Annotated in this window: 24 protein-coding genes; 12 read left to right on the forward strand and 12 right to left on the reverse strand. The window is 71.1% G+C overall.

Annotated features, from left to right (window positions below; all coding sequences use genetic code 11):
• Nucleotides 1-65: 65 nt before the first annotated feature.
• Nucleotides 66-695 carry a hypothetical protein gene (locus ACIOJE_RS01555; RefSeq protein WP_400668801.1) on the reverse strand — a complete coding sequence of 210 codons (630 nt, stop codon included), beginning with the start codon at nucleotides 693-695 and terminating at the stop codon, nucleotides 66-68.
• A gap of 292 nt (nucleotides 696-987) precedes the next feature.
• Here ACIOJE_RS01555 and hemL point away from each other — a divergent pair, with 292 nt between their 5' ends.
• The 7 genes from hemL (at nucleotide 988) to ACIOJE_RS01590 (ending at nucleotide 8005) form a co-directional block, all read left to right on the forward strand.
• A complete protein-coding gene (hemL, locus tag ACIOJE_RS01560; protein WP_400772613.1) occupies nucleotides 988-2316 on the forward strand; it encodes a glutamate-1-semialdehyde 2,1-aminomutase in 1329 nt (442 codons plus the stop codon).
• A 65-nt stretch (nucleotides 2317-2381) separates the two neighbouring features.
• Nucleotides 2382-3029: a histidine phosphatase family protein gene (locus ACIOJE_RS01565; protein WP_400772813.1), complete on the forward strand. Its 648-nt coding sequence runs from the start codon at nucleotides 2382-2384 to the stop codon at nucleotides 3027-3029.
• 176 nt (nucleotides 3030-3205) lie between these two features.
• The gene (locus ACIOJE_RS01570; RefSeq protein WP_280675410.1) at nucleotides 3206-3814 is read left to right on the forward strand and encodes a TlpA disulfide reductase family protein; all 609 of its coding nucleotides are present in this window, start codon (nucleotides 3206-3208) and stop codon (nucleotides 3812-3814) included.
• Nucleotides 3815-3849: 35 nt separating this feature from the next.
• The gene (locus ACIOJE_RS01575; RefSeq protein ID WP_280675787.1) at nucleotides 3850-4584 is read left to right on the forward strand and encodes a cytochrome c biogenesis CcdA family protein; all 735 of its coding nucleotides are present in this window, start codon (nucleotides 3850-3852) and stop codon (nucleotides 4582-4584) included.
• Nucleotides 4585-4586: 2 nt separating this feature from the next.
• Nucleotides 4587-6344 carry a cytochrome c biogenesis protein ResB gene (locus tag ACIOJE_RS01580; protein WP_400772615.1) on the forward strand — a complete coding sequence of 586 codons (1758 nt, stop codon included), beginning with the start codon at nucleotides 4587-4589 and terminating at the stop codon, nucleotides 6342-6344.
• A 3-nt stretch (nucleotides 6345-6347) separates the two neighbouring features.
• Nucleotides 6348-7478 carry a c-type cytochrome biogenesis protein CcsB gene (gene ccsB, locus ACIOJE_RS01585; RefSeq protein ID WP_280675406.1) on the forward strand — a complete coding sequence of 377 codons (1131 nt, stop codon included), beginning with the start codon at nucleotides 6348-6350 and terminating at the stop codon, nucleotides 7476-7478.
• A gap of 122 nt (nucleotides 7479-7600) precedes the next feature.
• Nucleotides 7601-8005: a hypothetical protein gene (locus ACIOJE_RS01590; protein WP_280675403.1), complete on the forward strand. Its 405-nt coding sequence runs from the start codon at nucleotides 7601-7603 to the stop codon at nucleotides 8003-8005.
• A gap of 26 nt (nucleotides 8006-8031) precedes the next feature.
• On the opposite strand, the gene ACIOJE_RS01595 is transcribed toward ACIOJE_RS01590, so the two are convergent.
• Nucleotides 8032-9114 carry a ScbA/BarX family gamma-butyrolactone biosynthesis protein gene (locus ACIOJE_RS01595; RefSeq protein ID WP_280675401.1) on the reverse strand — a complete coding sequence of 361 codons (1083 nt, stop codon included), beginning with the start codon at nucleotides 9112-9114 and terminating at the stop codon, nucleotides 8032-8034.
• A 350-nt stretch (nucleotides 9115-9464) separates the two neighbouring features.
• Between ACIOJE_RS01595 and ACIOJE_RS01600 the strand changes: the two genes are divergently transcribed.
• Complete coding sequence (locus tag ACIOJE_RS01600) at nucleotides 9465-10091, forward strand: ScbR family autoregulator-binding transcription factor (RefSeq protein ID WP_280675399.1); 627 nt, start codon at nucleotides 9465-9467, stop codon at nucleotides 10089-10091.
• Nucleotides 10092-10104: 13 nt separating this feature from the next.
• Here ACIOJE_RS01600 and ACIOJE_RS01605 read toward each other — a convergent pair whose 3' ends face one another.
• The 4 genes from ACIOJE_RS01605 to ACIOJE_RS01620 form a co-directional block, all read right to left on the reverse strand.
• Complete coding sequence (locus tag ACIOJE_RS01605) at nucleotides 10105-10722, reverse strand: ScbR family autoregulator-binding transcription factor (RefSeq protein ID WP_400772618.1); 618 nt, start codon at nucleotides 10720-10722, stop codon at nucleotides 10105-10107.
• Between the two features lie 228 nt (nucleotides 10723-10950).
• Nucleotides 10951-11160 carry an acyl-CoA carboxylase subunit epsilon gene (locus tag ACIOJE_RS01610; protein ID WP_280675395.1) on the reverse strand — a complete coding sequence of 70 codons (210 nt, stop codon included), beginning with the start codon at nucleotides 11158-11160 and terminating at the stop codon, nucleotides 10951-10953.
• Between the two features lie 81 nt (nucleotides 11161-11241).
• Nucleotides 11242-12843, reverse strand: a complete 1602-nt coding sequence (locus ACIOJE_RS01615) for an acyl-CoA carboxylase subunit beta (protein WP_280675393.1) — start codon at nucleotides 12841-12843, stop codon at nucleotides 11242-11244.
• Nucleotides 12844-13294: 451 nt separating this feature from the next.
• Nucleotides 13295-13702, reverse strand: a complete 408-nt coding sequence (locus tag ACIOJE_RS01620) for a PLD nuclease N-terminal domain-containing protein (RefSeq protein ID WP_280675391.1) — start codon at nucleotides 13700-13702, stop codon at nucleotides 13295-13297.
• 91 nt (nucleotides 13703-13793) lie between these two features.
• Between ACIOJE_RS01620 and ACIOJE_RS01625 the strand changes: the two genes are divergently transcribed.
• The 3 genes from ACIOJE_RS01625 to ACIOJE_RS01635 all read left to right on the forward strand — a co-directional run bounded on the left by ACIOJE_RS01625 (nucleotide 13794) and on the right by ACIOJE_RS01635 (nucleotide 16840).
• A complete protein-coding gene (locus tag ACIOJE_RS01625; RefSeq protein WP_280675389.1) occupies nucleotides 13794-15251 on the forward strand; it encodes a menaquinone biosynthesis decarboxylase in 1458 nt (485 codons plus the stop codon).
• Nucleotides 15248-16144 (forward strand): menaquinone biosynthesis prenyltransferase MqnP, encoded by an 897-nt coding sequence (gene mqnP / locus ACIOJE_RS01630; protein ID WP_400772621.1) that lies wholly within the window; start codon nucleotides 15248-15250, stop codon nucleotides 16142-16144. Before ACIOJE_RS01625 ends, mqnP begins: the two co-directional genes overlap by 4 nt.
• A gap of 174 nt (nucleotides 16145-16318) precedes the next feature.
• The gene (locus ACIOJE_RS01635; RefSeq protein WP_280675385.1) at nucleotides 16319-16840 is read left to right on the forward strand and encodes a diadenosine tetraphosphate hydrolase; all 522 of its coding nucleotides are present in this window, start codon (nucleotides 16319-16321) and stop codon (nucleotides 16838-16840) included.
• Between the two features lie 29 nt (nucleotides 16841-16869).
• On the opposite strand, the gene ACIOJE_RS01640 is transcribed toward ACIOJE_RS01635, so the two are convergent.
• From ACIOJE_RS01640 to ACIOJE_RS01660, 5 genes are all read right to left on the reverse strand, one after another.
• Nucleotides 16870-17127 (reverse strand): hypothetical protein, encoded by a 258-nt coding sequence (locus ACIOJE_RS01640; RefSeq protein ID WP_400772623.1) that lies wholly within the window; start codon nucleotides 17125-17127, stop codon nucleotides 16870-16872.
• Nucleotides 17124-17474, reverse strand: a complete 351-nt coding sequence (locus tag ACIOJE_RS01645; RefSeq protein WP_280675381.1) for a hypothetical protein — start codon at nucleotides 17472-17474, stop codon at nucleotides 17124-17126. The genes ACIOJE_RS01640 and ACIOJE_RS01645 overlap by 4 nt, the downstream gene beginning before the upstream one ends.
• A 50-nt stretch (nucleotides 17475-17524) precedes the next feature.
• The gene (locus ACIOJE_RS01650; protein WP_280675378.1) at nucleotides 17525-17662 is read right to left on the reverse strand and encodes a hypothetical protein; all 138 of its coding nucleotides are present in this window, start codon (nucleotides 17660-17662) and stop codon (nucleotides 17525-17527) included.
• A 91-nt stretch (nucleotides 17663-17753) separates the two neighbouring features.
• Complete coding sequence (locus ACIOJE_RS01655) at nucleotides 17754-18248, reverse strand: hemopexin repeat-containing protein (protein WP_400772626.1); 495 nt, start codon at nucleotides 18246-18248, stop codon at nucleotides 17754-17756.
• Between the two features lie 191 nt (nucleotides 18249-18439).
• Nucleotides 18440-19237 (reverse strand): hypothetical protein, encoded by a 798-nt coding sequence (locus tag ACIOJE_RS01660; RefSeq protein ID WP_400772628.1) that lies wholly within the window; start codon nucleotides 19235-19237, stop codon nucleotides 18440-18442.
• 245 nt (nucleotides 19238-19482) lie between these two features.
• Here ACIOJE_RS01660 and ACIOJE_RS01665 point away from each other — a divergent pair, with 245 nt between their 5' ends.
• Entirely contained in the window at nucleotides 19483-20337 is an 855-nt protein-coding gene (locus tag ACIOJE_RS01665; protein ID WP_400772629.1) for a hypothetical protein, read from the forward strand.
• A gap of 72 nt (nucleotides 20338-20409) precedes the next feature.
• Here the strand turns inward: ACIOJE_RS01665 and gcvH are convergent, their stop codons facing one another.
• Nucleotides 20410-20805, reverse strand: coding sequence for a glycine cleavage system protein GcvH (gene gcvH, locus ACIOJE_RS01670; RefSeq protein WP_280675371.1), 396 nt, complete (start codon nucleotides 20803-20805; stop codon nucleotides 20410-20412).
• Nucleotides 20806-20894: the final 89 nt, after the last annotated feature.

Below are 20894 nucleotides of genomic sequence, written 5' to 3' on the forward strand. Positions count from 1 at the left end.
TTGCCTCGGCCAACGTTCAGCGGTCGGGGTGAAGGGCGTGCGGCTCGGGGCTCGAAGCCCGGAACTCAGGGCCAGACCAGGCAGTACAGCTGGTGCCCGGCGTCGTGCAGCCGGTTGGCGAAGTCCTGCCACTCGTGCAGCATGCTGTAGATCACGAAGGCGTCGCGCGGTCCGCGCCGGTCGGGGACGGTGGACCAGATGAAGGCCGCGGCGCCGAGCTCGGTCTCGTCGGCCTTGCGGAGCGGCTCGACGACGTTCTGCGGGAGCTGGACGACGGCGTAGTCGGGGTGCAGCACGACGAGTTCCAGCGGCGGCACCTGGTGCAGCGGGACGCCCTGGATGCCGGTGAGGACCATGGCGCTCATGGTCTCCGGCTTGATCTTGGTGGAGAGGTGGCCGTTGGGGGAGCCGCTGGTCTCCATCAGGTCGCCCAGCCGCCCGAGCGAGCCGAGTTCGCCGGCGTCCAGGCCGAGCCCGCCGGGGCCGAGGGCGGTGGGGACTCTGGCGGCGGTGGCGCGGTCGGGTGCGCCGAAGTACTTGTACGTCACCCCCACGCGTCCCTCACCCCGCCTCTCGCCGCCGCGGCGGCCACGACCCGTACCCGCTCCCGTACCCCCGCGTCCGGCTTCGGTGGGCCTGCGGGAGCCCCCCGCGGCCTCGTCGTAGCCGTCCTGCGCCTCGGACACTCGGACCATCCTCACCGGAATTCGCCGGAATCGACAGACCCCCGCACGTCCGGCATCCCGCCGGACGTGCTCCTTACCCGTCATGCGCCGCCGTACCCACCCGCGGTACGCGGCAGTCCTCTCCACACCCCTGCACACAACCGGAGCACCTGCGCACTCTGAGTACACAGTCTGACTGGTCCGTGCTCCGGAGCAGTCAGCGGCCCCTTCCCTATGGACAACCGTACAGACAACGGTGCCCGGATCATCGTTCCAGATGATCGGGTCCGACATGCAGAGCTCAAGGACACGATTTGAGACCATGTCTCCCGTGAGCTACCCCTACGAAGCCCCCAAGTCCCAGTCGCTGTTCGACCGCGCCTCCGTCGTGACGCCCGGCGGCGTCAACTCCCCGGTGCGCGCCTTCCGCGCGGTCGGCGGCACGCCGCGCTTCATGGTGTCCGGCACCGGCCCCTACCTCACCGACGCCGACGGCCGCGAGTACGTCGACCTGGTGTGCTCGTGGGGTCCGATGATCCTCGGCCACGCGCACCCCGCGGTGATCGACGCCGTCCAGCAGGCGGTCACCCGCGGTACCTCCTTCGGCACGCCCGGCCAGGGCGAGGTCGAGCTGGCCGAGGAGATCGTCGGCCGGGTCGCCCCGGTCGAGCAGGTCCGCCTGGTCTCCTCCGGCACCGAGGCCACCATGTCCGCGATCCGGCTGGCCCGCGGCTTCACCGGCCGGGCGAAGGTGGTGAAGTTCGCCGGCTGCTACCACGGTCACGTGGACGCCCTGCTGGCCGCCGCCGGTTCCGGCGTGGCCACCTTCGGCCTGCCGGACACCCCGGGCGTCACCGGCGCCCAGGCCGGCGACACCATCGTGCTGCCGTACAACGACCTGGCCGCCGTCGAGCGGGCCTTCGCCGCCCACCCGGGCGAGATCGCGTGCGTGATCACCGAGGCCTCGCCCGGCAACATGGGCGTCGTCCCGCCGCTGCCCGGTTTCAACGCGGGCCTGGCCCGGCTCTGCCAGGCGAACGGCGCGCTGTTCATCTCGGACGAGGTGATGACCGGGTTCCGCGTCTCCAAGGCCGGCTGGTACGGCCTGGAGGCGGCGAACGAGGGCTGGGCGCCGGACCTGCTGACCTTCGGCAAGGTCATGGGCGGCGGCTTCCCGGCCGCGGCCTTCGGCGGGCGCGCCGACGTGATGGCCCACCTGGCCCCGGCCGGCCCGGTCTACCAGGCGGGCACCCTGTCCGGGAACCCGATCGCCACCGCGGCCGGCCTGGCCCAGCTGCGCGGCTGCACCGACGAGGTGTACGCGACCGTCGACAAGGTCGCCGCCGAGGTCTCCGGCCTGGTGTCGCAGGCACTCGCCAAGGAGGGCGTGACGCACCGGCTGCAGACCGCCGGGAACATGTTCTCGGTGTTCTTCACCGAGGCCGCCGTCACCAACTACGACGAGGCCAAGACCCAGGAGGCGTACCGTTTCACCGCCTTCTTCCACGCGATGCTCGCCGAGGGCGTCTACCTGCCGCCGTCCGCCTACGAGTCCTGGTTCGTCTCGGCGAGCCACGACGAGCGGGCGATCGAGCGGATCGCCGCCGCCCTGCCGGCCGCCGCCCGCGCGGCCGCCGCGGCCACGGCCTAGTCCATCCCTGCGAGCCCCAGGAGTACTGAGAAGTGAGCGCCAAAGAGATCACCGTCGTCCATCTGATGCGGCACGGGGAGGTGCACAACCCGGAGGGCATCCTGTACGGGCGCCTGCCGGGCTACCGGCTGTCCGAGCTGGGCCGGGAGATGGCCGAGCGGGTCGCCGAGGACCTGGCCGGCCGGGACATCACCCACGTGGTGGCGTCCCCGCTGGAGCGGGCCCAGGAGACCGCCGGGCCGATCGCCAAGGCACTCGGCCTGGACGTCGCGGCGGACGAGCGGCTGATCGAGGCGGACAACATCTTCCAGGGCAAGACCTTCGGCGTCGGCGACGGCTCGCTGAAGAACCCGGGCTACTGGAAGTACCTCACCAACCCGTTCAAGCCCTCCTGGGGCGAGCCGTACCTCGACCAGGTGGTGCGGATGATGGGCGCGCTCGGCGCCGCCCGGGACGCCGCGCGCGGGCACGAGGCGGTCTGCGTCAGCCACCAGCTGCCGATCTGGGTCGTCCGCTCCTTCGTCGAGCGCCGCCGGCTCTGGCACGACCCGCGCCGCCGGCAGTGCTCGCTGGCCTCGCTGACCAGTTTCACCTTCGAGGGCGACAAGATCGTCTCGGTCGGCTACCGCGAACCGGCCCGCGACCTGCTGCCCGCACACCTGATCGGCAAGGGCGGCAAGGACAAGCCGGTGGGCAAGAGCTTCGGCGCCTGAGGCAGGCTCGCACGCCCGCGCGCACGTAGCGTAAGCGGTGCGTAAGTATGGGGTCAGGCCGCCCGGCGCACGCCGGGTGGTCTGGTCCAGCCGCAGGTCAGGGGTGGTGCGACGCGCTAGAGCGGACCCCCCCGAACCCGCCCGGACCTCCATGCGAAACTTTTCACATGTCTGCCATGACGCGCCCCCGTCCCCGTGTCGCAGCAGCCGCAGCCGCCACCGCCGCTGCCGCTGCGCTCGCCCTCACCGGCTGCTCCTCCTCGGGCTCGTCGAGCAGCGGTGAGAGCCAGGTCGGCTTCGTCACCGTCAAGGGGACCAACCTGTCGAAGGCGGACACCGGCAAGCGCGGGAACGCGCCGGACATCTCGGGGGAGACCCTGGAGGGCGGCCAGGCCAAGCTCTCGGACTACCGCGGCAAGGTCGTGGTGCTGAACGTCTGGGGCTCCTGGTGCGGGCCGTGCCGGGCCGAGGCGAAGAGCCTCCAGGCCGTCTCGGAGAAGTACCAGGACCAGGGCGTCCAGTTCCTCGGCATCAACACCCGGGACGCCGACAAGACCAACGCCGTCCGCTTCGAGCAGGAGCAGGGCGTCACCTTCCCGAGCGTCTTCGACCCGGCCGGCACCCAGCTGCTCAAGTTCCCCAAGGGCAGCCTCAACCCGCAGTCCATCCCGACCACCCTGATCGTCGACCGCGACGGCAAGCTGGCCGCCCGCGCCGTCGGCGGCACGACCGAGGACGCGCTGGAGTCGATCCTCCAGCCCGTGGTCGCGGAGCAGAAGCAGTGAGTGCCGCACTCCAACTCGCCGACACCACCTCGACCATGCAGAGCGGGGCCCTGCTGGTCGCGGCCCCGGTCGCGCTGGCGGCCGGGCTGGTGTCGTTCTTCTCACCGTGCGTGCTGCCGCTGGTGCCCGGCTACCTGTCGTACGTGACCGGATTCTCCGCCGCCGACCTCGCGGACGCCCGCGGTTCGAAGCGCGGCCGGATGCTGCTCGGGGTGGTGCTGTTCATCCTCGGCTTCACCGCGGTCTTCGTCTCCACCGGCGCCCTGTTCGGCTACTTCGGCCAGGAGCTGCAGGACTACAAGCGGACCATCAGCATCGTGCTGGGCTCGCTCACCATCGTGATGGGCCTGGCCTTCATGGGCCTGGTGCCCGGGCTGAGCATGCGCGAGGTCCGCTCGCACCGCCGCCCGGCGGTGGGCCTGCTGGGCGCGCCGGTGCTCGGCGTCGTCTTCGGCGTCGGCTGGACCCCCTGCATGGGCCCGACCCTGACCGCCGTGCAGAACCTGGCGCTCAACCAGGCCGACGCCCAGCGCGGCGCGCTGTTGACGACCTTCTACTGCCTCGGCCTGGGCGTACCGTTCATCCTGGCTGCGGTCGCCTTCCGCCGGGCGCTGGGTGCCTTCGGGTGGGTCAAGCGGCACTACCCGCTCGTCATGCGGATCGGCGGCGGCATGCTCGTCGTGGTCGGTCTGCTGCTCGTCACCGGGGCCTGGGACTCGATGATGAGCGAACTGCAGTCCTGGACCACCGACTTCCGGATCGGAATCTGACCGTGAGCAACACCACGACCGAGGCCGAGCTGCCCCTGGCGCCGGACGACGCGGCCGCCGAGCGGCTCAGCACCGCACCGGTCGAGTCCGAGGGCCCGACCGGCATAGGGATGTTCGGTTGGGCGCGCTGGATGTGGCGCCAGCTGACCTCGATGCGGGTCGCGCTGATCCTGCTCTTCCTGCTGTCGCTGGCCGCCATCCCGGGCTCGCTGATCCCGCAGTACCAGAACGGCCAGGGCCAGCTCAAGGTCGAGGCCTGGAAGGCGCAGCACACCACGGTCGCGCCGATCTACGAGAAGCTCCAGCTGTTCGACGTCTACAGCTCGGTCTGGTTCTCCGCGATCTACATCCTGCTGTTCGTCTCGCTGGCCGGCTGCATCGTCCCGCGCACCTGGCAGTTCGTCGGCGTGCTGCGGGCCCAGCCGCCGGCCGCGCCGCGCAACCTGACCCGGATGCCGGTCTACGCGGCCTGGCGCACCGAGGCGGACGCCGACGCGGTGAACGCCGCCGCCCACCGGCTGCTGCGCAAGCGCCGGTTCCGCGCCAACCTGTCCGGCGGCGCGGTGGCCGCCGAGAAGGGCTACCTGCGCGAGGTCGGCAACCTGCTCTTCCACATGTCGCTGTTCGCGCTGCTCGGCGGCTTCGCCTGGGCCAGCCTGGCGTCCGGCACCGGCGGCAAGCTGATGGTCGAGGGCGAGGGCTACTCCAACACCATCACCCAGCTCGACGACTTCAACGGCACGCGCTTCTACGGCAGCGACGACCTCGACCCCTTCTTCCTGAAGCTGGACGGCTTCACCGCCAAGTTCCAGGACAAGGGCGACCAGATCGGCGCCGCCCGGCAGTTCACCGCGAACGTCGAGTACGCGAAGGGCGAGGACACGTCGCGGCTGACGAAGGGCACGATCGAGGTCAACCACCCGCTGGAGATCGGCGGCAGCAAGGTCTTCCTGATCGGCCACGGCTACGCCCCGGTCATCACCGTCACCAACGCCAAGGGCGAGGTCGTCTACCACGGCGCCACGCCGTTCCTGCCGCAGGACAGCAACCTGACCTCCACCGGCGTGGTCAAGGTCTCCGACTACGGCGACAAGGACGGCGCGAAGACCCAGATGGGCTTCTCCGGCTTCTTCCTGCCGACCGCGCCGCTGAGCTTCGAGGGCACCGGCCCGGTCTCGCTCTTCCCCGGCGACGCCGCCCCCGAGCTGGTGCTGAACGCCTTCGCGGGCGACCTGGGCACCGACTCCGGCCTGCCGCAGAACATCTACCAGCTCAACACCCGCAAGCTGACCCAGCTGACCCAGGACGGCCAGCCCGCCAAGGCCCGGCTCAAGCCCGGCCAGGCCTGGGCGCTGCCGGACGGCTACGGCTCCGTCACCTTCGACGGCTACAAGCAGTGGGCCAGCTTCAACGTCTCGCACCGCCCGGGCAACTCGATCGCCCTGGCCGGTGCGGTGCTGGCGATCCTCGGCCTGATCGGCTCGCTGTTCGTCCAGCGCCGCCGGATCTGGGTGCGAGCCGTGGCCCTGCCGGGCGGCGGCACCCAGGTGGAGCTGGCCGGACTGGCCCGCAGCGAGTCGGCGAAGATCGCCGAGGAGCTGGCCGAACTCGCGGTGGACCTCCAGGACGACGCCCCGGCGTCGGAGGACGAGGACGACGCCGAGGACCCCGCGGCCGACGGCCCCGCAGCCGAGGCCGCTGCGGCTTCGGACACCCCCGCAGAACCCGCAGTCCCTGCCGACCAGAACTCCAAGGAGTAGACGGTGCATCTCGCCTCGGGGGTCGACCCACAGCTGGCCGACCTCTCCAACAAGCTGATCTATTCGGCGATGGTGGTCTACACGATCGCCATGTTCGCCCACATGTTCGAGTGGACCTTCGGTAGCAAGGGCGCCGTCGCCGTCCGCTCCACGGCGCAGTCGGGCAGCCTGGCCGAGACCGTCGCCGCGGCGGAGACCAAGGGCGCGAAGAGGGTCACCGTCACCGTGGCGGGGGCGGGCGGCGGCACCACCACGCTCACCCGCACCGCCCTGGCGGGCGAGGGCGCGACGGTGGTCACCAGCGGCCGCGGCGCGGACGAGGTGGACGGTCCGGGCGCGGCCGGCAACAGCCAGCGGGCCGACCTGGCCGGCCGGATCGCGGTCTCGCTCACCGTGCTGGGGGCGCTGCTGCACGCCGGCGGCATCGTCACCCGCGGCCTCTCGGTCTCCCGCTGGCCGTGGGGCAACATGTACGAGTTCTCCTGCGCCTTCGCCTTCGCCATGACGGCGGCGTACCTGGTGCTGCTGGCCTCGAAGAAGAACGTCCGCTGGCTCGGGCTGCCGGTCGTGCTCGCGGGCCTGCTGACCCTCGGCATCGCCACCACGGTGCTGTACACCGACTCCGAGCAGCTCGTCCCGGCGCTGCACTCGCCGTGGCTGGCGATCCACGTCTCCACCGCGATCTTCTGCGGCGGCGCCTTCTACGCGGCGTTCATCGCCACGCTGCTGTACCTCGGCAAGGACGCCTTCGACAAGCGCATCGCGGCGGGCCTGACCACCGGCCCGCTGGGCACCCCGGCGTCGATCTGGCGCCGCCTGCCCGCCGCGTCGACCTTCGACAAGCTGTCCTACCGGATCAACGCGCTGGTCTTCCCGCTCTGGACCTTCACCATCATCGCGGGCGCGATCTGGGCCGAGGCGGCCTGGGGCAAGTACTGGGAGTGGGACCCGAAGGAGACCTGGTCCTTCATCACCTGGGTCGCCTACGCCTGCTACCTGCACGCCCGTGCGACGGCCGGCTGGAAGGGCCGCAAGGCCGCGTACCTGGCGCTGGCGGCGTTCGCCTGCTGGCTCTTCAACTACTACGGCGTGAACATCTTCGTCACCGGCAAGCACTCCTACGCGGGGATCTGACCGGGGCGCACAGTCACCCACCGGCCCGGCTCTCCGCAGAAGGTAGCCGGGCCGAGGTGCGACAGGGGTAGTTCGTGCCGGCCGTCGGCCGGCACGGGGAGGAACGAGGAGGAAATCGCGCAATGGAGTGCGACGAGGTCATGCTGACCGTCCGAATCACCGCCGCCGAGCGCATGCTGCTCCGCCGGCTCGCCCAGGGGCACCGCAGCGACGTGTCCGAGGTGGTGGCCGACGGCCTGCTGGACATCATCCCCACGCTCAGCTCGCCGGGGGACGCCTACCGCCTGATCGGCGCCCTGGCCACGCCGGCGCCGTGCGCGCTGACGGTCTGGCTGCCGACCCCGCTGGCCGACCTGCTGGTGCCCGGTGCGGCGCGGATCGCGCAGGTCACCGAGATCCGGATCGAGTCGGCCAGCGCGATGCTGGGCGCGGCGCTGCGGCTCTGGCTGACCCAGGACCCGGTCCGGCTGGCCACCAACCTCAGCGTGATGCACGCCGGGCGGCCGTCGGCGCTGGTCGCCGCGTAGCGCCGGGCGCCGCGAGACAGGGGGCGTCAGCTGGCCAGCGGCAGGCGGGGGCTGCCGAGGCCCGGGCCGGCGGGGCGGCCGTCGAAGGGCTCCCGCCGGGCGGGTACCGTCGCCCCCTCGGCCGGGCGGTCGGCCGGTCCGTCGGCGGGCCCTTCGAGCGGCTCGGTGAGCAGCCGGCAGTCGGCCGCCGTCCGCCCGTCCTGGACCAGCAGCACCCGGACGGACAGCCGGCGGCCGTCCGGTGCCTGCTCGCGGACCGCCTGGACCAGGCAGGGCCGGTCCAGCTCGATGTAGCGGTCGAAGGAGGTCACCAGCTCGACCGGCACCACCGGTTCGGGGTGGCGCAGCCGCTGGGCGGCCTGCCGGGCGGCCTCCAGCACCAGCATCCCGGGCACGTGGTCCAGCTCGTGGTCGAACAGCACCGGGTGCCCGGCGTCGGTGCGCAGCAGCCAGGTGTCGGGCCGCAGGGTCGGGCTGAGCACGACGTCCGCCGGCTGCGCACGGCCGACGAGTTCGGGCGCGGTGGGCGCCGGCGGCCGGGGCGGGGTGGTGGCCTGCCGCGCGGGGCCGCGCAGCCGGGCGTAGGAGGAGGGGGAGATCACCCGCAGCTGGCCGGAGCCGTGGCCGACCGGGCGGCCGTCCCGGGATATCTCGATGTGCACCCGCAGCGAGACCAGCCGGCCGTCCCGCATCCGGACGTCCTGGCAGCCGACCGCGAGCATCAGTGAGGCCGGTTCGGAGGTGACGGCGAGGCCGCGCAGCCCGTCCGGGCCGAGGGCGTAGGAGAGGTCCTCCATGGCGAAGTGGTGGCCGCGCGGCACCCCGAAGCCGGCGTGGCCGATCAGCAGCCCGGCCTGCCGGATGGTCTCGGCCATCAGCACCGGGTCGTGGTAGCGGTCCCCGGGCAGGCGGTAGAAGCCGTGCAGCCGGGGCCACTGGGCGCCGAGCAGGAAGTCGTACGGGCCGGTGGCCTGCCAGCCGGTGAGGAACACCTCGGACACCGAGGCGCGGTGCACCAGGTGGCGGGAGACGGTCCGCTCGTGGAAGTCATAGCCGGGACCGGGGTGGGCGTACGGACCGTGGGCGTCCGGCTCTACGATCAATGGCATGACGGGCCCTACTCCAGGGTGGCGGTCGAGCGGCCGGTACGGACGCCCCTGACACAAAACATACAGACCACCCGGTTTCTCTTCTGCGCTAGGGGTGGCCTCTGCCGCGCAGCCCGGCGCGACCACGCTACCCGGCTCCTGGACTGGGGTAATGGCCGCCCGGGGGGCGGCAGGACCGGGGTAGGGGTGCTCCCCGCTGGACGGCTGGGTCAGCCGAGGGGCTAGATTAGATACCAACCATGCGGTTTCGGTCGGCACCGTCCGCATGCGAGGCGCTGCCCCCGACCAGTGGCGCGCTGACAGCAGCCGGGTGGGCGGGGAACGCGCCCGGCCGAGTCCGGAGGGGCCCAGTGGTCAAGCAGGAACGCGCGGGGCGGACCAGGCAGGCCGTGCTGCTCGCCGCGGCGGACACCTTCGCCGGCGTGGGCTTCGAAGCCGCCAGCCTGGTCGACATCAGCCGCCGGGCCGGGGTGAGCAAGGGGGCCCTCTACTTCCACTTCGTGTCCAAGCAGGCCCTCGCCGACGGTGTGCGCGCCGCCGCCGGGCGCGCGGTCGGCTCGGCCGCGCTGCGTGCCCTGCGCACCGGCGGACCGCCCCTCCAGGGCCTGATCGACTTCTCGCACGAACTCGCCCGGCTGCTGCGGGAGGACGTGGTGGTCCGGGCCGGCGTCCGGATCGGCCGCCAGGGACCGCCCCGGGCGGGCACCCCGGACGGCCTGCCCGGCACCGACGCCACCTGGCGCAGCCTCACCGCCGTCGTCCACCGCCTGCTGGAGCGCGCCGCCGAGGCCGGCGAGCTGCGCCCCGGGCTGGACCGGCGGGCCGCCGCCGAACTGCTCACCGCGGTGGCCGCCGGCCAGGTGCTGCTCGCCGCCGAGGAGGCCGACCGGCCCCGGCCGGAGGCCGTCGGCCGGCTCTGGGTGGCCGCGCTGCCGGCCCTGGTGGCGGCGGAGCACTGCGCCGGCTACCGGCTCTGAGCGACCCCGGGGATCAGGAGGGCGCGCGCTCGGCGACGCTCAGCCGGGCGAGCGCGTGCGGCTGGACCAGGCCGGGCAGCACCAGCGTCCACAGGTCGGACATCCGCTGGATCAGGTCCCGCCGGTCGGTCAGCACCTGGGAGCTCAGCTGGATCCCGGTGACGGCCCCGGTGATCACCCCGGCCGCCGCCGCCAGGTCGATCCCCGGGTGGAGGTCCCCGGCGTCCCGGGCGCGTTCCAGCAGTCCGCGGGCGACGTCCGACCAGCCCTGGTAGGCGGCGATCTGCGGCTGGGTGAAGCTGCCGTGCTCGATCGTCAGCCGGATGCTGCCGCGCACCAGCGGGTCGTCCTGGAGGGCGTGGGCGAAGGCGTAGCCGAGGTCGATCAGGGTCTGCACCGGGCTGTCCGAGGACGGCTGCCAGGTGGACAGCCAGGCGCCCTGTCCCTCGATGACGGCGAGCGCCAGCTCCTCCTTGGAGTGGAAGTGGAAGTAGAGCGCGCCCTTGGTGACTCCGGCCCGGTCCAGGATCTCGGACATCGTGGCGGCGGCATAGCCCCGCTCGTCGAACACCTCGGCCGCCGCGAGGAGTACCGCCTGGCGGGTCGCCAGCGCGCGGGCCTGCCTGGCCATCGCAGCCTCCCTGGATAGTTCTGGTCCATCGGCAGCGGCCGATCCTATGGGGGCCGACGGGGCGGCGGGCCGCATACCGTCCAGTAGGTATTCTACCGAGCCGTTTCGGGGCGCAACGGACCCCCGGTGTCCGGGGCGGCCGGTAGCGGCGCGTTCCGACCGCCGGGAAGGCCGGACGGCCGGTCACCCGGGTGGGGGTGACCGGCCGTCGCGGGTGGTTCCGGGCCGTCAGGCGGCCTGCTGCCAGCTGACCGGCGAGTAGTAGGCCGGACGGCGCTCCAGGCGCTGCCAGTTGGCGATCGGCTCGACCTGCGCGGTCGCGGCGTTCTGCTGCGCGACGGCCGCCCGGGCCATCAGCACGGCGGTGAGGGCGGCCAGCTCCTCGTCGGAGAGGGAGCCGCGGACGATACGGACGAGGGGTTCGGCGGAAGTGGTCATTGTCTGGTTTCTCCCCCGGTGTCTGTGGTGTGTGGTGTCGCTCTGAACTGCGTGCTGCGGGCCGCGCGTGGGCGCGGGCCGTTACATCGGCGGGTTGCCGTGCTTGCGGCTGGGCAGGTCGGCGTGCTTGGTGCGGAGCATGGCCAGGGCGGAGGCGATCACCTGGCGGGTTTCGGCGGGGTCGATGACGTCGTCGACGAGGCCGCGTTCGGCCGCGTAGTACGGGTGCATCAGTTCGTTCTTGTATTCCTTGATCTTCTGGGCGCGCATGGCGTCGGGGTCTTCGGCGGCGTTGATGTCGCGGCGGAAGATGACGTTGGCGGCGCCTTCGGCGCCCATGACGGCGATCTCGTTGGTGGGCCAGGCGTAGGACAGGTCGGCGCCGATGGAGCGGGAGTCCATGACGATGTAGGCGCCGCCGTAGGCCTTGCGCAGGATCAGCTGGATGCGGGGCACGGTGGCGTTGCAGTAGGCGTACAGCAGCTTGGCGCCGTGGCGGATGATGCCGTCGTGTTCCTGGTCGACGCCGGGCAGGAAGCCGGGGACGTCGAGCATGGTGACCAGGGGGATGTTGAAGGCGTCGCACATCTGGACGAAGCGGGCGGCCTTCTCGCTGGCGTTGATGTCGAGGACGCCGGCCAGGGACTGGGGCTGGTTGGCGATGATGCCGGTGACGTGGCCGTCGATGCGGGCGAGGACGCACAGGACGTTGGTGGCCCAGCGTTCGTGGACTTCGAGGTACTCGCCGTGGTCGACGATCTCCTCGATGACCTTGCGCATGTCGTAGGGGCGGTTGCCGTCGGCGGGGACGAGGTCGAGGAGGCTGTCGTTGCGGCGCTCGACGGGGTCGTCGCTGAGGACGGGGGGCGGCATCTCGCGGTTGTTCTGGGGCAGGAGCGAGAGGAGGTAGCGGACCTCTTCGATGCAGGACTGCTCGTCGTCGTAGACGAAGTGGGAGACGCCGGAGACGCCGGCGTGGACGTCGGCGCCGCCGAGGCCGTTCTGGCTGATCTTCTCGCCGGTGACGGCCTGGACGACGTCGGGGCCGGTGATGAACATCTGGGAGGTCTCGCGGACCATGAAGACGAAGTCGGTCAGCGCGGGGGAGTAGGCGGCGCCGCCGGCGCAGGGGCCGAGCATGACGGAGATCTGCGGGATGACGCCGGAGGCGCGGGTGTTGCGCTGGAAGATGCCGCCGTAGCCGGCGAGGGCGGTGACGCCCTCCTGGATGCGGGCGCCGGCGCCGTCGTTCAGGGAGACCAGCGGGGCACCGGCCGCGATGGCCATGTCCATGATCTTGTGGATCTTCTGCGCGTGGGCCTCGCCCAGTGCGCCGCCGAAGATCCGGAAGTCGTGCGCGTAGGTGAAGACGGTCCGCCCGTGCACGGTGCCCCAGCCGACGATCACGCCGTCGGTGTGCGGCTTCTTCGCCTCCAGGCCGAAGCCCTGGGCGCGGTGCCGGCGCAGCGGCTCGACCTCGTGGAAGGAGCCCTCGTCCAGCAGCAGCGCGATGCGCTCGCGGGCGGTCAGCTTGCCCTTCGCGTGCTGGGCCTCGGTGGCCTTCTCGCTGGGGCCCTGCTGCACCTTCTCGCGCAGTTCGTGCAGCTCGGCGACCCGCCCCCGGGCGTCGGCCGGGACCTCGGGGACCTCGCCGTCGACCTGCGCCTCATGCACAACCGTCATCTCGAACCACTCCAAGGGTGAGGGAACTGTCCGACAGCCAACGTCTGCTGTGCCCCCGGCTGCGAATCACTTTCTTCACTTATGACTCTACGAGGGGCCGTGCGTTGGTTTCGGCGTCGATTCCGTACAAGGTCGGGTCCGTTTAGATGTCAGGCCTGCACAGAAGCGGCCGGGCCGAGGCCGGAGCGCTGGGTGTCTGCTCGAATACCGGGGGTTGTCGGTCAGGTGATGGTCCGATGATCTGAGCATGAAGAAAAGCGCAGGTCAGGGCCGTCGTTCAGTAATGTAGGCCGGTCCTCTTGCGCTTTGCTCAAGCTCCGCTCAAGTCCGGCGGGGTGCCGGTGCCGATCCGTGCTAGCGGCCGTTCGGTCGTAGGGAAGCGCCAAAAATGCCGCAGCCCACCCGAGACCGTCCGGGTGGGCTGTCCGGGGGAGCTTCCAGGCCGATCCGATCAGCTTTTTCGGCCGTCCTCCGGCTCGTCCCCGCCCCGCAGCTCCTCCTCGCGGCGGCGCAGATCGGCCTCCCACCGCTTCAACATGTCCTCGTGGTCCTTGTCGCTCTTCTTCAACGAGGCGAGGAATTCGGGGTCGTCGTCCGGTGCGAGCGGGCGGCCGCCGCGCGCGGCGGGGTGGCCGGGGCGGCCGTCGGCGGCACCGGGCGCCCCGGTCCGCAGCAGCCCGCGCTGCTTTCCGGCCACCAGCCAGGCGATCGGGCCCAGCGGCGGGAACAGCAGCACGATGAGCACCCACACCGGCTTGGGCAGGTGCTTCACCTGGTCCTCGGGCGTGGTCAGGCAGTCGATGAACGCCCACACCCAGAGCGCGAGCGGAAGGATGATGGTCAGAAGAATTCTCAGCACGGTGGCGATCTCCCCCCGGCGGTGGTGGTGGCGGGCGTCTTCCCGGGGCCCTTGACCGAGCCAGGCTATCGGGTGGCGGATACTGACAGGCATGGCATACGACGATCTCCGCTCGTTCCTCCGGGCACTGGACCGTGAGGGCGACCTCAAGCGCATCAAGGCAGAGGTGGACCCGCACCTGGAGATCGGCGAGATCGTCGACCGGGTCCAGAAGGCCAAGGGCCCCGCGCTGCTCTTCGAGAACGTCAAGGGCTCGTCGATGCCGCTCGCGATGAACGTCTTCGGCACCGAGCGGCGCCTTGCCAAGTCGCTCGGCCTCAAGGGACCCGACGACGTCGCGGAGAAGATCGCCGGCCTGCTCAAGCCCGAACTTCCGCACGGCTTCACCGGGTTCCGGGACGCCTTCGGCAAGCTCGCCTCGATGGCGCACGTGCCGCCGAGGAAGGTCAAGCCCGGCGAGGCCCCGGTCCAGGAGGTCGTGCTCACCGGCGACGACGTCAACCTGGACGAGCTGCCCGCCCTGTTCACCTGGCCGCAGGACGGCGGGTCCTTCTTCAACCTGGGCCTCACCCACACCAAGGACCCGGACAGCGGCATCCGCAACCTCGGCCTCTACCGGCTCCAGCGGCACGACCGCCGGACCATCGGCATGCACTGGCAGATCCACAAGGACAGCCGCAACCACTACGCGGTGGCGGCCCGCAGGGGCGAGCGGCTGCCGGTCGCGATCGCCTTCGGCTGCCCGCCCGCCGTCACCTACGCGGCCACCGCGCCGCTGCCCGGCGACATCGACGAGTACCTGTTCGCCGGCTTCGTCGCCGGGGAGCGGGTGAAGATGGTCGACTGCAAGACCGTCCCGCTGCAGGTCCCGGCCGACGCCGAGGTGGTGCTGGAGGGCTGGCTGGAGCCCGGCGAGATGCTCCCCGAGGGCCCGTTCGGCGACCACACCGGCTTCTACACCCCGCAGGAGCCGTTCCCGGCGCTGAAGATCGACTGCGTGACGATGCGCCGCCGTCCGATCCTGCAGTCCATCGTGGTCGGCCGCCCGCCGACCGAGGACGGCCCGCTGGGCAAGTTCACCGAGCGGTTCTTCCTGCCGCTGCTGAAGATCATCATCCCGGACATCGTCGACTACGACCTGCCCGAGGCCGGCGGCTTCCACAACTGCGTGATCGTCTCGATCGACAAGAAGTACCCCAAGCACGCCCAGAAGACGATGCACGCCATCTGGGGCGCGCACATGATGTCGCTCACCAAGCTGATCATCGTGGTGGACGCCGACTGCGACGTGCACGACTACCAGGAGGTCGCCTGGCGGGCCTTCGGCAACGTCGACTACAGCCGCGACCTCACGGTGGTGGAGGGGCCGGTCGACCACCTCGACCACGCCTCCTACCAGCAGTTCTGGGGCGGCAAGGCGGGCATCGACGCGACCCGCAAGCTCCCCGAGGAGGGCTACACCCGGGACGGCGGATGGCCCGAGATGGTCTCCTCGGACCCGGCCACGGCCGAGCTGGTGTCCCGTCGCTGGAAGGAGTACGGACTGTGAGCACGGTTGCCGTCGAGACCCCGGGGCGTACGAAGGCCTTCCTGCGCCTGGTGATGATCGAGCACTCGGTCTTCGCCCTGCCCTTCGCCTACATCGCCGCGCTGACGGCCATGTTCCTCGCCGACCAGCGGGTGCACTGGGGCGAACTGTTCGTCGTCACCGTGTGCATGGTGGGCCTGCGCACCTTCGCGATGGCCGCCAACCGGATCATCGACCGCGAGATCGACGCCCGGAACCCGCGCACGGCTTCGCGCGAACTGGTCACGGGTGCGGTGTCGTTGAAGACCGCATACCTCGGTTCGGCCGTCGCGCTGGTGGTCTTCCTCGGCGCGGCGGCGATGCTCAACCCGCTCTGCCTGGCGCTCGCGCCGGTCGCCGTCGTGCCGATGGTGCTCTACCCCTACGGCAAGCGCTTCACCGACTTCCCGCAGGCCATCCTGGGGCTGGCCCAGGCCATGGGCCCGGTGGGTGCCTGGCTCGCGGTGACCGGGACCTGGTCGTGGGACGCCGTCGTGCTGGGCGTCGCGGTCGGCGTGTGGATCGGTGGCTTCGACCTCATCTACGCCTGCCAGGACGTCGAGTCCGACCGGCACGGTAAGGTGCGGTCGGTGCCGGCCCGCTTCGGCATCCCGGCGGCGATCTGGGGCGCGCGGGTGTGCCACGTCATCACAACGCTTCTGCTGGGGTGGTTCGCGCTCCTGACGGACGCCGGTGCGGCGTTCTGGGTCGGCCTGGTCGTCGTCGCGGGGGCGTTCATCTACGAGCACACCATCGTCAAGCCGAACGACCTGTCGAAGCTCAACCGCGCGTTCTTCCAGACCAACGGGTTCGTGGGCATCTCGCTGTTCGTCTTCGCCCTGCTGGACCTGATCATCCGCGGGCTCGGGATCTGATCTCCACAAGGTCGCTTTTTGTATCTATTCCGTCGCCATGAGTGTTTGTCGTCGGTCCCGACAACGGTCTCGTTGAGGGCCGCAGAGCGGAGGCCTGATGGACGATCCGTCCCTGGTGAGGAGCTGCAGGCTGGCCTACGATCCGGTCAGGGCTGCCGCGTTGCTCGATCTGACGTGACGTCCGACTGGCGCGCCGACCGCATCGGCAGTGCGCTGCGGGGCGAGAACCCCACCGTGCTGCGGCGATTGACAGCCGGCTTCGCCGTCATCGGAGACGTTCAGTTCCTGCCCGGCTATTCGGTCCTCCTGACCGATACGCCGGGCGCGGAACGTCTCACCGACCTGCCTCGCCCGCGCCGCCTGGCCTACCTCTCCGACCTCGACCGCCTCGGCGAGGCCGTCGAAGACGCGTGCCGCGCAGCCGACCCGGCTTTCCGCCGGGTCAACCTCGAAATCCTGGGCAACAAGGACCCGTTCCTGCACGCCCACATCTGGCCCCGCTACGACTGGGAGCCCGACCACCTCGTCCAGAAGCCGGTCTGGCTCTACCCGCCCGACCACTGGCGCGACCCACGCTTCGCCTTGGGCCCCGCTCACGTCCCGCTCCGCGCGGCCATCACCGCCGAACTCGACGAGGACGCCTGGCTGAGCCGGCCCGCCGACATGGCTGAGGCCGAAGGACACGAGGGATCATGACCCCGGTCGCCAGGCGAGCCTGGCCCGGATCAGGCGGCCGGCGGAGTCACTTGGCAGACGACGACGAGTTCGAGTCGGGGGACGACGTAGTAGGCGGCCAGGCCTCCGGCGACGTCGAGGTACTGCATGGGTTCGCCACTGCTCTCGTACCTGGTGCCATCCAGGTAAAGCGCCTCGGCCGCCCGGACCAACTCGGCGGCCTTCCTCTCGACGGCCGCGAGGAAACCGGCAGCCGCCCCGCCGGCGACGTGCTCCTCGCTGGGTAGGTACTCCCAGCTCCAGCTCACCCGTTCACCGCCGAGAACGCGGACCTGTAGATCGCGGCGACCTCGGTGGCGTGTTGGCGGCACTCCGCAACGGTTGCCGCGTGATTGGCGAGGTAGTTCGCCCGGTGGTAGGCGCGTGCAGTGGTCGGGACCCGCTCGATCTCCACCATGGCGGCCCAGTGGGCGACGAACGTGCGGATCGGGTTGATGCTGCCCGCCTCGATGGCCGCAGCCATGGCCCTGGTCTGCCCCTCCACCATCTCCGGAAGTCGGTCGGAAGCCACCACGGCGAGAGCGGCCTTGAGCGCGGCGGGTGATTTATCGGGCCGTGGGATGAGTTCGGCTCCGTCTGACACCGGCTGACTCACGGGGCTCTCCTCTCGTCTCGTCCGAGCCTACTCGTCGCCGGTGGACTGGCTCACCGGAACAACGTGGCGTGATCCGTGGGCCAGGTGTGGAAGCTGCGGGCGGGGTGGCCGGTGATGTCCTGGACCGTGGTGGTGGCCGGCTGCGGGCTGGGGGTGGGCTCGGTTCCGTCCGACTCAGGCCCACTCACGGGGTACCCCTCTCGTCTCGCGGTAGCTCGTGACCTTGTCGGCCGCAGCCGTCACCGAACGGCTGCGGCACGGTTGAAACGCGGGGCCCGGCTACCGCACGCGCACGTACTGGTCGCCCTTGAAGAAGTACAGGTCGCCGGTGCCACCGGGGACGCGGCAGGCGTCGTCGACCCCGTTGGCGAAGACGCCGTCGACCCCCCAGACCGACGCCAGGCTCTTGGGGCCATCGGTGATCTTCTCGTCGCGGACGCTGTAGAGCACGTACTGGTCGGCCTTGAACAGGTACAGGCTGGTGGGCTTGCCGGGCACGCTGCAGGCCGCGCTGATGCCGGGGGCGAACGTGGTGCCCTTCAGGCCCGGCCAGCCGTCCGCCAGGCTCTTGGGCCCGGAGGCGATCTTCTCGTCGCCGGTGCGGTAGCGCAGGTACTGGCCGCCCTTGAACAGGTAGACGTCGGTGGTGTTGTCCGGTACGAGCGAGGCGGCGTCGACGCCGGAGGCGAAGGTGGTGCCCTTCAGACCGGACCAGCCGTCCGTGAGGCTCTTCGGGCCGGAGGTGATCTTCTCGTCGCCGACGTGGTAGCGCACGTACTGGTCGCCCTGACACTCCTTTTGTAAAGAACCCGGAATAAGTACCCACCCTCCCCGTCGAGCTGCCGCAACCGGACGAGCGGCCCTGAAGGGCGGTCGCGGCGTCGCCCGGGAGGGCGGGAAGTCGACGGGGTCGAGTTCCTGCGAAGGCGGTGCCCCCCGTTCCCGTAGCCGCCTTCGCGGGGCGTTCAGCGGAACAGGGCCGCGTGGTCCGTGGCCCAGGCGCGGAAGCTGCGGGCCGGGGTGCCGGTGAGGTCCTGGACCGTCGTGGTGGCGGGCTCGGGGTCGGCGATGCGGGCGTGGACGAAGTCCAGTGCGCCGTCCGCGATGGCCGGGGGACGGCCGGTGGTGAGCATCCTGTGTCGGGCGGCTTCGCGGGGGATCTCCTCCCAGTGGGCCGGGCGGCCGGCGGCCTCACCGATGATCCGCACCTGCTCCGCCTGCGTGGGCGACTCCGGGCCGGTGAGCAGGTACCGGGCGCCGTCGTGGCCGTCCTCGCTCAGGGCCCGGACGGCGACCGCCGCGATGTCCCGCTCGTCCACGGGGTTCAGCCCGGCCGCACCGCCGTAGCCCTGCACGGCGGCCCCGGACCGGATGTCCTCCGCCCACTGCAGTGCGGTGGCGAACCCGTACGCCCGCAGCACCGTGTGCCGTACCCCGCTTCCGGCGAGCAGTGCCTCGACCTCGACCTCGCCCTCGGCGCGGACGGCCGCCGACGACAGGAACACCACCCGCCCGACATTCCGGGCCAGCACCCCCACCGCCTCCGCCGCCCCGTCCGCCGTCGGGAACGGCCACCCCAGCAGCACCGCGTCGACACCCTGGGCCGCCGCCTCCAGCGTCGCCGGGTCGAGCAGCTCCCGCTGCGCCGGCGTCCGTACCCGCACCCCGGCGGCCGCGAGCTGCAGCCCGACATGCCGCCCGACCGTTCCGGAGACGCCCACCGCCAGCACGGGCGACGTGTCGTCAACTCGCTTATCTGTCATGTCTAGAACGTAGGTGACAAGTATGAGACGCCCAATGCGTGCGGGTCTCCGGTTCATGCGCCATCGTCTACCCGGCGCGCGCCGACTTCCGTGCGCCCCTAGGCGCTTCGGAGCGCTGACTACCCGTCAATCTGGTTAACACCAAGCGCGATCAGCGTGTTACGTTCCGTGGCGCAAGCAGAAAAGAGAAGACCCCGGCGGTGGTGGAACACCCCGGGGTCTGGCACTAGGAGCTGACACTCCCCATGCGAGTTCATCGTAGCGTCCACACGAGCAACTTCGCCGTCTTTTCCAACGGCCTCGTCCAGGACCGTAGCCTCAGCCCCAACGCCCGAGCCATCCTCTTCGACCTCCTCTCTCGTCCTGACGGCTGGCGCGAGGACGCGAGGCACATCGCGGACACCACCGTGGGGGTGGGGCGCACGGCAGTCCGCCGGGCGCTCAAGGAGCTGGAAAATGCCGGGTACTACCGCGTCGACAAGGTTCGGATGCCCGACGGCACGGTCCGCTCTCATGCGAGCGTCTTCGACACGCCCCAGCTCGGACCGCCATCGAGTGCCCCACCCCCGGACTCCGGTGGGCCTGATGCCGGCCCCTCTGACACTCCTCCCGTAAAGAACCCGGAAGAAGTACCCACCCTCCCCGCCGAGTTGACCGAACCGGACCCGCAGGTCCGGGAAGCGGTCGCCACGCTCCACCGGGTGATCCGCCGGGAACCCCGCCTGCGCCTCGGTGAGGCCGAGGCCGCCGCCCTCGCGCCGCTCGTCGCCGAATGGCTGGCGAGGGGGCAGACGGACGCCGACCTCGCCCACGCCCTGCTCCCCGCCCTGCCGAGGCCTCTGCACTCCCCGGTCGGTCTGCTCCGCGACCGCCTGCGGCGCAAACTCCCGCCACCCCGCACGCCCGCCGCCGCCCCGCCCGCCCGTTCCGAATGCGCGGAGTGCCGCGATCCGGTGCCCCGCCCCGGCATCTGTCGCCCCTGCGCCGGCCTCGTCCCCCGAAAACCCGCCCCGGACCCGGCCACCGCCCGCACCGGGGCCGGCCGAGCCCGCACCGCCCTCCTCGCCGCCCGCAGACTCGCCCTGGCCCCCACGGTCTGACCCTGGGCGCATGCGCGGGAAGTCGGAACCGCCGACTTCCCGCGCACGTGGTCCGAGGGGGCCGGGGGGTGGCTACTCCGCCCCCTCGGCGATGAAGGCCTCGTACTGGGCGGCCGTGAGCAGCTGCTTCAGCTCGTCGGGCTTGGTCAGCGTGAGCTCGACCATCCAGCCGTCGCCGTACGGGTCCGTGTTGATCAGCTCGGGCTCACCGTCCAGTTCCTCGTTCACCGCGGTGATCGTTCCGGTGAGTGGCATGAAGAGTTCGCTCACCGCCTTGACCGACTCCACCGTGCCGAACGCTTCGTCGGAGTCGAGCTCCTTGCCCACGGTGGGGATGTCGACGAAGACGATGTCACCGAGCTGCTTCTGCGCGAAGTCGGTGATGCCCACCTGGGCCTTGTTCTTTCCGGTGGTCCGCACCCACTCGTGGTCCTTGGTGTACTTGAGGTCTGCCGGGACGTTGGCCATGGAGGTCTCCGCATCGTCGTCGGGACTGCGCTGACGGTTGGTCAGCCACGCGGAGGAGCCTGCTACAGATCCCCGCCCTTCGACGCGAA

This window comes from Kitasatospora sp. NPDC087861, assembly GCF_044742585.1.
In the GTDB taxonomy this organism is placed as follows: Bacteria; Actinomycetota; Actinomycetes; order Streptomycetales; family Streptomycetaceae; genus Kitasatospora.

Coding starts and splice junctions, on each gene's coding strand:
- ACIOJE_RS01555 (WP_400668801.1), bottom strand. CDS start 695: ATGGTCCGAGTGTCCGAGGCGCAGGACGGCTACGACGAGGCCGCGGGG.
- hemL (WP_400772613.1), top strand. CDS start 988: ATGTCTCCCGTGAGCTACCCCTACGAAGCCCCCAAGTCCCAGTCGCTG.
- ACIOJE_RS01565 (WP_400772813.1), top strand. CDS start 2,382: ATGCGGCACGGGGAGGTGCACAACCCGGAGGGCATCCTGTACGGGCGC.
- ACIOJE_RS01570 (WP_280675410.1), top strand. CDS start 3,206: ATGACGCGCCCCCGTCCCCGTGTCGCAGCAGCCGCAGCCGCCACCGCC.
- ACIOJE_RS01575 (WP_280675787.1), top strand. CDS start 3,850: ATGCAGAGCGGGGCCCTGCTGGTCGCGGCCCCGGTCGCGCTGGCGGCC.
- ACIOJE_RS01590 (WP_280675403.1), top strand. CDS start 7,601: ATGGAGTGCGACGAGGTCATGCTGACCGTCCGAATCACCGCCGCCGAG.
- ACIOJE_RS01595 (WP_280675401.1), bottom strand. CDS start 9,114: ATGCCATTGATCGTAGAGCCGGACGCCCACGGTCCGTACGCCCACCCC.
- ACIOJE_RS01605 (WP_400772618.1), bottom strand. CDS start 10,722: ATGGCCAGGCAGGCCCGCGCGCTGGCGACCCGCCAGGCGGTACTCCTC.
- ACIOJE_RS01610 (WP_280675395.1), bottom strand. CDS start 11,160: ATGACCACTTCCGCCGAACCCCTCGTCCGTATCGTCCGCGGCTCCCTC.
- ACIOJE_RS01615 (WP_280675393.1), bottom strand. CDS start 12,843: ATGACGGTTGTGCATGAGGCGCAGGTCGACGGCGAGGTCCCCGAGGTC.
- ACIOJE_RS01625 (WP_280675389.1), top strand. CDS start 13,794: ATGGCATACGACGATCTCCGCTCGTTCCTCCGGGCACTGGACCGTGAG.
- ACIOJE_RS01660 (WP_400772628.1), bottom strand. CDS start 19,237: ATGACAGATAAGCGAGTTGACGACACGTCGCCCGTGCTGGCGGTGGGC.
- ACIOJE_RS01665 (WP_400772629.1), top strand. CDS start 19,483: ATGCGAGTTCATCGTAGCGTCCACACGAGCAACTTCGCCGTCTTTTCC.
- gcvH (WP_280675371.1), bottom strand. CDS start 20,805: ATGGCCAACGTCCCGGCAGACCTCAAGTACACCAAGGACCACGAGTGG.